This is a genomic window from Pseudomonas violetae, from assembly GCF_023072615.1.
GTDB classification, from domain to species: domain Bacteria; phylum Pseudomonadota; class Gammaproteobacteria; order Pseudomonadales; family Pseudomonadaceae; genus Aquipseudomonas; species Aquipseudomonas violetae.
Genome location: NZ_JAKNRW010000011.1, coordinates 154,825 through 166,334 on the forward strand (window position 1 = coordinate 154,825; position 11,510 = coordinate 166,334).

At 56.4% G+C, this 11,510-nt stretch carries 11 protein-coding genes and 4 tRNA genes; 11 read left to right on the forward strand and 4 right to left on the reverse strand.

Going from position 1 to position 11,510, the window contains the following annotated elements; all coding sequences use genetic code 11:
* Positions 1-15: 15 nt before the first annotated feature.
* The 5 genes from L9059_RS15740 to L9059_RS15760 all read left to right on the forward strand — a co-directional run bounded on the left by L9059_RS15740 (position 16) and on the right by L9059_RS15760 (position 2,117).
* Entirely contained in the window at positions 16-1,257 is a 1,242-nt protein-coding gene (locus L9059_RS15740; RefSeq protein ID WP_247291923.1) for an aspartate kinase, read from the forward strand.
* A gap of 186 nt (positions 1,258-1,443) precedes the next feature.
* On the forward strand, positions 1,444-1,632 hold the full coding sequence (csrA, locus tag L9059_RS15745; RefSeq protein ID WP_002554426.1) for a carbon storage regulator CsrA: 189 nt from the start codon (positions 1,444-1,446) through the stop codon (positions 1,630-1,632).
* A 62-nt stretch (positions 1,633-1,694) separates the two neighbouring features.
* A tRNA-Ser gene (locus tag L9059_RS15750) sits at positions 1,695-1,785 on the forward strand.
* Between the two features lie 107 nt (positions 1,786-1,892).
* Positions 1,893-1,969: transfer RNA gene (locus tag L9059_RS15755), tRNA-Arg, on the forward strand.
* A 71-nt stretch (positions 1,970-2,040) separates the two neighbouring features.
* Positions 2,041-2,117 (forward strand) — tRNA-Arg (locus L9059_RS15760).
* A 19-nt stretch (positions 2,118-2,136) separates the two neighbouring features.
* On the opposite strand, the gene L9059_RS15765 is transcribed toward L9059_RS15760, so the two are convergent.
* Positions 2,137-2,646, reverse strand: coding sequence for a cell envelope protein SmpA (locus L9059_RS15765; RefSeq protein WP_247291924.1), 510 nt, complete (start codon positions 2,644-2,646; stop codon positions 2,137-2,139).
* A 332-nt stretch (positions 2,647-2,978) separates the two neighbouring features.
* Between L9059_RS15765 and mgtE the strand changes: the two genes are divergently transcribed.
* Positions 2,979-4,421, forward strand: a complete 1,443-nt coding sequence (gene mgtE / locus L9059_RS15770) for a magnesium transporter (RefSeq protein WP_247291925.1) — start codon at positions 2,979-2,981, stop codon at positions 4,419-4,421.
* 104 nt (positions 4,422-4,525) lie between these two features.
* Here mgtE and L9059_RS15775 read toward each other — a convergent pair whose 3' ends face one another.
* The 3 genes from L9059_RS15775 to L9059_RS15785 all read right to left on the reverse strand — a co-directional run bounded on the left by L9059_RS15775 (position 4,526) and on the right by L9059_RS15785 (position 5,768).
* The gene (locus tag L9059_RS15775) at positions 4,526-4,852 is read right to left on the reverse strand and encodes an Arc family DNA-binding protein (RefSeq protein ID WP_247291926.1); all 327 of its coding nucleotides are present in this window, start codon (positions 4,850-4,852) and stop codon (positions 4,526-4,528) included.
* Between the two features lie 480 nt (positions 4,853-5,332).
* On the reverse strand, positions 5,333-5,512 hold the full coding sequence (locus L9059_RS15780; protein ID WP_247291927.1) for a PA3371 family protein: 180 nt from the start codon (positions 5,510-5,512) through the stop codon (positions 5,333-5,335).
* Positions 5,513-5,534: 22 nt separating this feature from the next.
* Positions 5,535-5,768 (reverse strand): hypothetical protein, encoded by a 234-nt coding sequence (locus L9059_RS15785; RefSeq protein ID WP_247291928.1) that lies wholly within the window; start codon positions 5,766-5,768, stop codon positions 5,535-5,537.
* A gap of 278 nt (positions 5,769-6,046) precedes the next feature.
* On the opposite strand from L9059_RS15785, the gene L9059_RS15790 reads away from it, so the two are divergent.
* From L9059_RS15790 to L9059_RS15810, 5 genes are all read left to right on the forward strand, one after another.
* A tRNA-Arg gene (locus L9059_RS15790) sits at positions 6,047-6,123 on the forward strand.
* Between the two features lie 781 nt (positions 6,124-6,904).
* Complete coding sequence (locus tag L9059_RS15795; RefSeq protein WP_247291929.1) at positions 6,905-7,576, forward strand: hypothetical protein; 672 nt, start codon at positions 6,905-6,907, stop codon at positions 7,574-7,576.
* 198 nt (positions 7,577-7,774) lie between these two features.
* Complete coding sequence (locus L9059_RS15800) at positions 7,775-8,620, forward strand: DUF6502 family protein (protein WP_247291930.1); 846 nt, start codon at positions 7,775-7,777, stop codon at positions 8,618-8,620.
* The gene (locus L9059_RS15805) at positions 8,617-10,344 is read left to right on the forward strand and encodes a DUF5666 domain-containing protein (protein WP_247291931.1); all 1,728 of its coding nucleotides are present in this window, start codon (positions 8,617-8,619) and stop codon (positions 10,342-10,344) included. The genes L9059_RS15800 and L9059_RS15805 overlap by 4 nt, the downstream gene beginning before the upstream one ends.
* Before the next feature lie 85 nt (positions 10,345-10,429).
* Complete coding sequence (locus L9059_RS15810) at positions 10,430-11,179, forward strand: hypothetical protein (protein WP_247291932.1); 750 nt, start codon at positions 10,430-10,432, stop codon at positions 11,177-11,179.
* Positions 11,180-11,510 lie beyond the last annotated feature (331 nt).

Genomic DNA, 11,510 nt, shown 5'->3' on the forward strand with positions numbered 1-11,510 from the left:
AGAGGCGGCTTTGAAATGGCTTTGATCGTACAGAAATTTGGAGGCACCTCGGTCGGCACTGTCGAGAGAATCGAGCAGGTCGCCGACAAGGTTAAGAAGTTCCGCGAAGCCGGCGATGACCTGGTGGTTGTGCTGTCTGCAATGAGCGGCGAGACCAACCGTCTGATCGATCTGGCCAAGCAAATCAGTGGCGACGGTCAACCGGTTCCCCGTGAGCTGGATGTGATTGTTTCCACTGGTGAACAGGTGACGATTGCATTGTTGGCCATGGCGCTGATCAAGCGTGGCGTGCCGGCGGTGTCCTACACCGGCAACCAGGTGCGGATTCTGACGGACAGCGCGCACAACAAAGCGCGTATCTTGCAGATAGATGACCAGAAGATTCGCGGTGACCTGAAGGCCGGTCGCGTGGTCGTCGTCGCCGGTTTCCAGGGCGTCGACGAGCACGGCAACATCACGACGCTCGGCCGTGGCGGTTCCGACACCACCGGTGTGGCCTTGGCGGCAGCCTTGAAGGCTGACGAGTGCCAGATCTACACAGACGTCGATGGCGTCTACACCACCGATCCGCGTGTAGTGTCCGTGGCCCAGCGCCTGGACAAGATTACCTTTGAAGAGATGCTGGAAATGGCCAGCCTCGGTTCCAAGGTGTTGCAGATCCGTGCGGTGGAATTCGCCGGCAAGTACAACGTTCCGCTGCGCGTACTGCACAGCTTCAAGGAGGGTCCGGGCACCCTCATTACTATTGATGAAGAGGAAACCATGGAACAGCCGATCATTTCCGGCATCGCTTTCAATCGCGATGAAGCCAAGCTGACCATCCGTGGCGTGCCAGACACCCCGGGTGTTGCGTTCAAGATCCTCGGCCCGATCAGTGCCGCGAACATCGAAGTCGACATGATCGTGCAGAACGTTGCGCACGATAACACCACCGACTTCACCTTCACCGTGCACCGCAACGACTTCCAGGCCGCACAGACCGTGCTGGAGAACACCGCTCGCGAGATCGGTGCCCGTGAAGTGGTGGGTGACATCAAGATCGCCAAGGTCTCGATCGTCGGCGTCGGCATGCGCTCCCACGCAGGCGTGGCCAGCCGCATGTTCGAATCCCTGGCCAAGGAAAGCATCAACATCCAGATGATCTCGACTTCGGAGATCAAAGTCTCCGTAGTGATCGAAGAGAAGTACCTGGAACTGGCTGTGCGCGCTCTGCACACGGCTTTCGAACTGGACGCACCGGCTCGTCAAGGCGAGTGATGCGTTTGCCAACGGGCGCGGTCTGACCGCGCCCGCTGTTTTCTTGAATGGCGCGACCCAAGGCTGTTCTTTTGCTCGCGCTGGTCAATACTCAGGCATGTAGGGCTGCGACCATTCAGGTTGTAGGTCGAGTGCCTTTTTTTTGCAGACTGTTGTCCCTGAAATGAAATGCGTGAGGAGAAAGGTATGCTGATTCTGACTCGTCGGTGCGCAGAAAGCCTGATTATCGGTGATGGCGAAATCACCGTGACCGTGCTCGGCGTCAAAGGAAATCAAGTGCGTATTGGTGTCAACGCCCCGAAAGAGGTTGCGGTCCACCGTGAGGAAATTTACCTGCGTATAAAGAAAGAGAAGGACGAAGAACCAAGCCATTAATTTTTATCGCTTTTTATGTTTGCAAACGGGGAAGAAGCTGGTTAATATACGCCCCGTGTTGCGGAGAGCTGGCCGAGTGGCCGAAGGCGCTCCCCTGCTAAGGGAGTACACCTCAAAAGGGTGTCGGGGGTTCGAATCCCCCGTTCTCCGCCATTATTTGCGTAGTACGTTGTAATCTGGCTTTTTCGGTAAGTTGTTGAAATTACTAGAAAAAGTGTTTGACATAGAGATTAGACGGCCTATAATGCGCGGCAACAAATGCACTCGTAGCTCAGCTGGATAGAGTACTCGGCTACGAACCGAGCGGTCACAGGTTCGAATCCTGTCGAGTGCACCATTTAAGAGTTGTTCGCAGTCATGCGAATAACTTGGCTCCAACCAGTTGTGATCTGGTATAAAAACACAAATGCACTCGTAGCTCAGCTGGATAGAGTACTCGGCTACGAACCGAGCGGTCACAGGTTCGAATCCTGTCGAGTGCACCAAACACCAAAAAGCCCGCCTTTAAAGCGGGCTTTTTGCCGTCCGGGATTTGCCCTTTTCCGGGATGCATCCTCTTTCGTCGAATTGCACCCCTGCGCTGCGGCCTCGCTTCGCAGCGTAGCGCCAGGTCGTGGTTGAATTGCGGATACTGATCGAGTCCGGTTTGCCTAGCGCGCTTTCGACGTCCTGCTGGCTCAGTCCGGCCACCATCCTCTGATTGATCAGTGCCTCCCTGCGCTCTCGTGGGCTGAGCACGTTTCCACATTTTTCCTCGAGTTGACCTATCACCGTTAGCTGGGGTTGTGGGCGATGAGTGGCGGGCGGGTCCGCTTCGGGTGCCAGCGGCACCACGCTGCCTGGCAGATAGGCGCGGACTTCCTGCAGCGAGAGGCTATGGCCAGGGGCGCAGCTTAAGGTGGTAAAGGTCGGATGTCCGTCAGGGGCTTCACAGCGGTGAATGGTCGTGGCTGATGCGGGGCCCTGCAGGAACAAAAGGGTGATCATGAAAAAAAAGTAGCTGTGCGATGGCATTAATCGTCCTCCATGACGGTCCTAGAAGAGGGTAGTCGCTACATTTTCCTCGGGCACTGTGTTTTCTTTTCGCCATGCGTCGTCGCACATTTAAGGATCAGGACGCACTCAGGTTTGTCTTGCAAGCGCTTGTTTCCAGCCGCGATTTTTTAACGTTTAAAACTTCCGGGCGGTGTATGATTGCGCCCGTCAGCCCCGCCGGGGCTTGTGGAATACCTTCATGGACTTACCCAGTAGTTACTTAAAGAGTTATTTGAAATCCCGATTATCCAATCATGAATTGACTGATTGATCCTCCCGGCGTGCCCCGCTGCTGGGAGTGGAGCTCGCCTATGTCTGAAGTTGAAGTAAAGAAAACGCAAGAAAGCCTGCAAGACCGCCTCGCTCAAGTCGTTGAGCTGTTGCAGCGCCAACGTGTGGTCGAAGACCTGACGCACCGTCAGGAGGGCCCGCACCACGAGCGCGTCGAAAACCTGGTTCACCGGCAAAACCTGGTCGAGCTGCAACGCAAGCTCGATGACCTGCACTCCGCCGACGTGGCCTACATCCTTGAAGCATTGCCGCTGGATGATCGTCTGACGCTTTGGCAACTGGTCAAGGCTGATCGTGACGGCGACATCCTGCTCGAAGTATCCGATTCGGTCCGTGAGACCCTGATCGCCGACATGGACGATCATGAGCTCCTGGCGGCAGCCAGGGACATGGACGCCGATGAACTGGCTGACCTTGCTTCCGAACTGCCACGCGATGTCGTACACGAGCTGATGGAAACGCTCGATGGCCAGCAGCGTGAGCGCGTGCGCTCCGCATTGTCCTATGACGAGGAACAGGTCGGTGCGTTGATGGACTTCGAGATGGTGACAATCCGCGAGGATGTCAGCCTGGAAGTTGTCCTGCGCTATCTGCGGCGCTTGAAAGAGTTGCCCGGTCATACCGACAAGCTCTTTGTCGTCGATTACGACGGCGTGCTCAAGGGGGTCCTGCCGATCAAGCGCCTGCTGGTCAATGATCCTGACAAGCAGGTTGCGGAAGTGATGGCCAGCGATCCGGTGAGCTTCCACCCGGATGAAGATGCTTACGATGCCGCTCAGGCATTCGAGCGTTATGACTTGATTTCCGCGCCCGTGGTCGACAAAAACGGCAAGTTGATCGGTCGCCTGACTATCGATGAAATGGTCGACCTGATTCGTGAAGAGAGCGAAAACGAAGTTCTCAATATGGCAGGTCTGCGTGAAGAGGAAGATATCTTCGCTTCTGTCTGGAAGTCGCTGCGTAACCGTTGGGCCTGGCTGGCAGTGAATCTGATCACTGCGTTCATCGCCTCGCGAGTCATTGGCCTGTTCGAAGGCTCGATCGAGAAGTTGGTCGCACTCGCGGCGTTGATGCCGATTGTGGCTGGCATTGGTGGTAACTCGGGTAACCAGACCATCACCATGATTGTCCGGGCCATGGCTCTGGATCAGGTGAGCACCGGCAACACCTCGCGACTGATGCGCAAGGAGCTGGCAGTAGGCCTGATCAACGGACTGGTCTGGGGTGGGGTTATCGGCATCGTCGCCTATCTGCTCTATGGTAGCTGGTCGTTGGGTGTGGTAATGACCGCGGCCATGACACTCAACCTGTTGCTCGCGGCATTGATGGGGGTGCTGATCCCCATGACGTTGGCTCGGCTGGGTCGAGACCCGGCAATGGGCGCTAGCGTAATGATCACCGCCATGACCGACAGCGGTGGTTTCTTCATCTTCCTGGGGCTGGCGACTATCTTCCTGCTCTGACCTCCAGGCTTAAAAACCCGCCATCACCAGGCGGGTTTTTTTAGGTCTGGATTTCAGCCAAAAAAAAGCCAGCAATTAAGCTGGCTTGGGAGGATTCGGCTGAATCAGGACCCGTCCGCAGCCATCTCGGCGTCGTGGGCGATCAGTGAAACCAGCGCGTTTTGCTGGCGATGAGAAAGTTGACGGAAGCGTTGCAACAGTTCGCGTTCGTGCAATGACAGCTCCGGGCTGTCCAGGCGCATGCTCAACTCTTCGCCCAGCGCACCTTCCTGAATAAGGCTTTGCTCAAGGCGTGCAATGATTTCAGAGTTCATGCTGCGATGATGATTGCGAGCCACCTCGGCAATGCGTTCACGCATTCCGTCTGGCAGACGTACGACAAACTTGTCAGCCGTACGGCTGGAATAAATTGCCTGTTTCAATGGGCGCATATATTTAACCGGTTAGTTCAGAGGAGCGGTTCTCGGGATTGGCCGCAGGATGTCTGATAGGACAAGCTTTCCGGACAAATGTTCAACCTGAATTGATAGAGGCCCGCATAATGCCTCAAGATTGCCAGTTCGTTGGCGTCAATTCTGTGACAAATATTGAACCGGATAAAGGCGTTTTGCCAGCACCCATTATCAGAAATGCGGACTGGTTGGTAAGTTTGACCAGGTCCGCATCTCCAGCTGCCTGCTTCCCTGGCGGATGATGTGCGCAGACACCATAACCCCGTGTTAAAGCGCGCCCTCACTGCACCTTCTATTAGAGAATAGTGGCAATTGGCCGATTTGCTAGTGTGTTGGTGTGGAGGGGAGGATTCAGGGTGGGTGGCAGTCTGTCACGAGCAGGCGCTGAGGCTTTCTGGCCTCGCGGGGAGGCGCTCTTGACGGCGCCTCTCGTTGCAGTTCGCTATCGATCTTCGGGTGTTAGCGTAGTACTGGATCAAACTTGATTTTGCGACCCGCTATCAGCGCCCCCATGAACAGGAATCCAGATGCGGCGCACACAATCAGCGGCGCGGTCACAAGGGCGTCCTTCACCAGTGCAACATGCAGCATGCCGCTCATTAGAGATAAGGCGAAAAATCCTGTGGCCCATTTGGACATGCTGCGCTCCTGATGAAGTGATTCAAAATACCAGGCGATCCGAAGATTGTGTGGTGGCGACCGCCATCCCCTGGCTTGCGTCCTGTCCGGACGCGCGTGTTTGGTTATTCATGACTGCAAGCTGAGGAGTCCTCTGCAACTGAAGGTAGTGAGGCGTTCGCTGATTGGCAGCCACTTCGTCATCCTTCGGCGCAAACTGAACACCCAGTACGATCGCCAAGGCGATTGCATTGGCTACTAATAGAGTGCTGTTCATGAGGCTGGCCTCCGCTTGTGTATGAAAGCAGTTAAAGCAGGCAACATGCCAATGATATATTGGTATTTACTTCAATAAAATCAATAGGTTAGATGTTGTCAGGGGTAGGCTTGCATTGCATTTTGCAAGAAAGCTATTTTCTCGTTGGTGCAATCTGCACGATGGCGTGAACTTCCTGGCGAAAATGCCTACGCTTAAAAAGCATGGGTACGACATGACAAACGGGAGACTGCCCGTTAACATGCAGGCCGTCCTTCGCAGGAGCGGCGGCGATCAGTGTCTCAGTAGCTCAATTGGATAGAGCATCCCCCTCCTAAGGGGAAGGTTGCAGGTTCGAACCCCGCCTGGGACACCATATAATTCGTGCCTCCCAAGACTTTTCCTGATAGATCGGTTTGGCCGTGACAGCAGGGTGGTGGCAGCAGGCAGAATAAAGCCCCGCCGGGCAATGCTCAGGCGGGGCTTTTTATTCCCCAAATTTTCGGGGCGAAGATTACCCATCAACCAATATGATGGGTGTGAGCCTGCAGCGAGCCCGGGCCCTCGGTGCGGATCAACTCGTGTCCTTCAATCCACGTTTGGGTCGATTGATAGTCGCGTTGCAGCAGATGATCAGTCTGGCAGAAGTCGAACACTGAAGCGTCCACTGGAAACAGAGGCGCGACCGCAAGGTAATTGCACAGAATTGCCCGCCTAGCGCATTCGGCCTGATGAGCACGCTTCCTATCCGTAACCGACAGAGTCGACCCCAAACCGACGCTGACAACAGGCAGAGGGTGACCACTTCCTGCCGATCATGAGGAACGCCAGTCGGCCATTAAGCAAGCAATGACCAAGCTGCACTTCGAGCTTGAATTGAAGTCCTCCGGCCGTCAGTTTTCTTTCATCGCGACACTTAGCTGCTGGCTATGGCACTGAGTGCCTGTCCCGTCCGAAAAAGATCATTTTGCGATACGTCATTTCTAACTTCTTTGCAGGCCAACCACTGGTCGACTTTTCTTTGCGCCCCTTGAACCTACGTAAAAAGAGGTCTAATTGTTAAGCGTGGGAAAAAATCCCACGCAAAATGCCAAAAAACTTTTAACGATTCCCGACTTGATTTGGCGTTTCTCGCGGTAATGACCAGGAGACGGAAAATGCAGATTCATAGGCTGTTCAAGAAGGCTCTATTGGCGATGGCCATAGGTGGTGTGCTGTCGGCGTCCATCGTTTTGGTGCCGGATACGATTTTTCATGGTTCCAGTGCTTACGCCAAAGAGGGTGGCGGACATGGCGGTGGAGGCGGAAGTGGTGGCCACGGCGGAAATGGCGGTGGTGGTAGCGGAGGCGGAGGCGGCAGTGGCGGCAGTGGTGGTGGTGGTGGTGGTGGTGGTGGTGGTGGCGGAAACGGTGGTGGAAACGGCGGTGGAGGCAGTCATGGTGGAAGCAGCAGCGGTGGTGGCAGTGGTAGTGGTAGTGGTGGTCATGCTGGCAACGGCGGTGGTAACAGTGGCAGCAGCCATGGCGATGCAGGCCAGGGCAACGCCGGGAATTCGAATTCTGGCCGCAGCAGCAACCATGCTGAGGCTGGCGATGATCACGGCAATCACGTTGGGGGTGAGCCTGGTGATGATCATGGCAATCATGTTGGCGCAGAGCCCGGGGACGATCATGGCAATCATGTTGGCGGCGAGCCTGGCGACGACAATGGCAATCACGTTGGGGGTGAGCCTGGCGATAATCGTGGCAACCCTGTGGGTGGCGAACCGGGTGATGACCGCGGCATTCATGTCGGCGGCGAAGCAGGGGATGACAACAGTAGGAGCTGACTCACTCTGATGGGATCTCATACAAAACCTTCAGAGAAGGTTTTGTATGAGATTTGGTCCCGCCCGTTATTGCCCCACGCAACGCATGTGCAGTGAGCGCTTGCAGCTATCCCTTATTCCTGGAAAAAGTGCGTACCAGCTCATATGGGAATTTTTCCACGTCGTTATACTGGGTTTATCTGTCAAGGAATGTGCTGTATGCAATCGCCTACCTTACCCCGCTCTCTGTTAGGAGCCCTGCGGCGGGTCATGCGCCCGCTGGTGCGCCTGATGCTGCGCAAAGGGGTCACCTATACCGTATTCGCCGATTTGCTCAAAGAGGTGTTCGTCGATGTGGCTGATCGTGAGTTTCGCTTGGACGACAAAGTTTCGAGCGACAGCCGCATCAGCCTGCTCACGGGGGTTCATCGCAAGGATGTGCGGCGGCTGCGAAACGAGAGCGAGACGTCGATCGCTACGCTGCCGGCGAACATTACTTTAAGCGCGCAACTGGTCAACGCCTGGACCAACAGTCGGCCTTTCTGCACGGATGCTGGCCAGGCGTTACCTCTGCCACGACTGGCCAGTGTTGGCGGTAAGTGCTCCTTTGATGCCCTGATGGCGAAGGTCAGTACGGACATCCGCGCGCGGGTGGTGCTCGATGAATGGTTGCGCCTGGGTGTCGTGCGTCTCGATGAACAGGACCGTGTACACCTTGAAGCCCAGGCGTTCGTGCCGCAGAAGGGCTTCGACGAGAAAGCCGCGTACCTCGGCCACAACCTGCACGATCACGCCAGTGCAGCGGTGCATAACCTGAGCGGGGAGGGCCTGCCTTTCTTCGAGCGCAGCGTGCACTACGACGCACTTGCCGCGGTCAGCGTCGACACTTTGCGCGAGGCCGTTGCCAAGGAGGGGATGCAAACTCTGCTCAATTTCAGCCGGCTTGCCGCAGACCTCGAAAATCTTGATTCGCCTGGTATCGAGCAACGTCAGCGCATCACAATCGGACTTTATTTCTACACTGAGCCCACCGATCCCGTTTCGTCGATGACGCCTGCCCCATGATCTCCCTCAATCGCTGCTTCAGTATCTTCACTCTTGTCCTGGGTTTTGGACTGAACCTGGTGACTCCCGCATGGGTGGACGCAGCGCCGGCATGTGTTAGCCGCGATGAAGTGGGAATGTCGGGCGCATCGGACTTGCAGTTTCCGGGTGGCATTGGCGGTACCGGGGCAAAGACAGGCGGTGTGGGCGGTACAGGCATCCACGCCGAAAGCGGTGGTGTCGGTGGCACCGGCGCGCCGCTCCAACAGCGTCCCGGCGGCACCGGTGGTACGGGCGCGGTGGCTGCCGGCGTGGATGGCACCATCATCAATCGGGGGCACGGCGGGGTGGGCGGCACGGGCGCACCGATCCTGGATCCGGGAGGTGTTGGCGGCACTGGAATCGTTGGCACCATCACTGGGTTCGCTTCGATTTGCGTCAATGGAATGGAAGTACACTTCGGCAAAGACGTACCGGTGAGCGAAAACGGCGTCGCCGCGAGTAGCGCTCATCTGGCGATAGGACAGGTTGTCGCGGTGGAAGCATTCGCCACCAAACAAGGCCTGCGAGCCGGACGCATCTCGATCCTGAACGTCTATGAAGGGCCGCTGACGGCACTACCCACTGCTTCGGCGCCGCTGCGGGTCATGGGGCAACCCGTGCGTCTTGCCGTGGGGGCACGGGTTGCTGAGGGGCTACGCCCGGGTGAACCGGTCAGAGTCAGCGGTCTACGCGATGCCAATGGTGAAGTGGTTGCTAGTCGCATCGAACGGGCGCCAACCCTCAGGGAAGCCAGTGCCATCGGCTCGATAGATGCTGCCGGCAGCCTCCAGGGGCTGAAACTGGGAAGTCGCGTGGCACCGGGGCAGGAAGTGCTGGTGCGTGGCCAGTGGTCCGGTCGCCAGTTGGAGGTCGCTCAAAGCCGACCTGACCCGAGCCTACCTTTTGCCGGCCGTGTGCATGAGGCCGTGATCGAAGGTCTGGTACAAAGCCAACAGGATCGACACCTGGTGGTTGCAGGCTTCAATGTGATACTGGGGCGTGACACCGTGTTTGCAGGCGAGCAGCCCGCCAAATTGGCAGTGGATCAGCGTGTTCGGGTGAGCGGGGTGTTCAGTGGTGCGCGTGAAGTACGGGCAACCCGTGTTGAGTTCCCTGGCGAACGCGCTGATACCTCGGGCAGGGGCGGTGCGGGACGTGACAACCGAACGGGCGCCGATACGGAACAGAGTGCCGATGGCTCGGGCAACCCCAACAACAGCAGCGGTCACGGTGGGCGCGATGTAAGCCCGCGCAGTGAAGGCATTGAAGGCAGTGAGGGCCGTGACGGCGGCAGCGGTGGAGGCCACGCGGACGACCGCAACAACACCGGCAAATCCGAGTCCGTGGACAAGTCTGGAAAATCAGAGCATGTCGAGAAAGTGGAGCAACCCGAGAAGGAGGACAACAGTGGACGGCCTGAAAAGGTAGAGAGGGTTGAGAAGGTTGAGAAGGTTGAGAAGGTTGAAAAAGTCCAAAAGGTAGAGCGCCCCGAAAAGGTAGAAAAAGTTGAGAAAGTGGAGCGGCCAGAAAAGGTCGAAAAAGTCGAGCGACCAGAAAAGGTAGAAAAAGTCGAACTACCTGAAAAGGTCGAAAAGGTCGAAAAGGTCGAAAAAGTAGAGAAAGTAGAGAAAGTAGAGAAAGTAGAGAAAGTAGAGAAAGTAGAGAAAGTAGAGAAAGTGGATCGATCTGGCCGTTCGGCATAAGCGCTGCGGCAATTCTACAAACGGTGAATAAGCAACTAGGCTGGGTAAGTTCGATCACGCTTCTCAACGGGACTTTGAGGTGACGATGAGACCCATGCTGCCTCTTTTTGCCAGCCTGCTGGCAAGCTTTACCGTGTGTGCCTCGGCCGACACCTTCAGCACAGCCATCGGTGTCGACTATTCAAGTGGTGACTATGGCACTGGCACCACTTCGGAAATCTGGTACGTCCCTGTGGTGGGAAAGTATGAAACGGGGCCCATGACGTACAAGGTTACGGTGCCCTGGTTGCGCATCACTAACCCCGAAGTCGGCCCGAACGGCGACCCGTTGCCCGGTGGTTGCAGGGATGTGGAAAGTGGCTTGGGCGATACTGTCACCAGCGCAGATTATGCGTTGCTCGATGGCAGTGAGGGGGGCGTGTTGCTGGATCTGATCGGCAAGGTCAAGTTCCCCACCGCAGATGAAGATCAGTGCTTGGGCACCGGTGAATTCGACTATACCGCTCAGGTTGGCATCGCCAAGGCCTTCGGCCCGGTGACCGGCTTCGCGACCCTGGGATGGAAGAAGTTTGGCGACCCACCCGGTAGTAATTTCGACGACCCGGTATTTGCCAGCCTCGGCTTTGCCCTCCCCGTGGCAGCGCGCACTACGGCGGGCGCCTCCTACGACTGGAGGCAGAAAGTCGTCTCCACTGGTTCGCAAATTCAGGAATTCACTCTTTTCGTCACACATAAGCTCAGTCACGAGTGGAAGATTCAATTGTATGCGGTCAAAGGTTTTTCTGACGCTAGCCCGGATGCAGAGGGCGGGCTGCTGCTTTATCACATGTTCTAATGGTGTTGGCGCTGCAACGTTGCGTTGCCCCTGCGCTTCTGGGGCAAGTAGCTGTGCGCATGGGTGGTCAAGCAGGGTGCAATTTCGCAAAATACGGACGGAGGTCCAGCCCTGGAAATTACATCTACAACCAGTGGATTTAACCGGGACTATCTAGCCAACGACTGCGATAGGGTGATTGCCGGTTGACCGCATTATCTGGGGGGTAATCCCCCCTGAAAAAAATACTCACCAGAAGTAGAATTTTCTCCTAATCGGATCAAGGAAATTTTGCGTGAAGAGATCACGTTTTTCAGACAGCCAAATCATGGCCATTCTCAAGCAAGCCGAG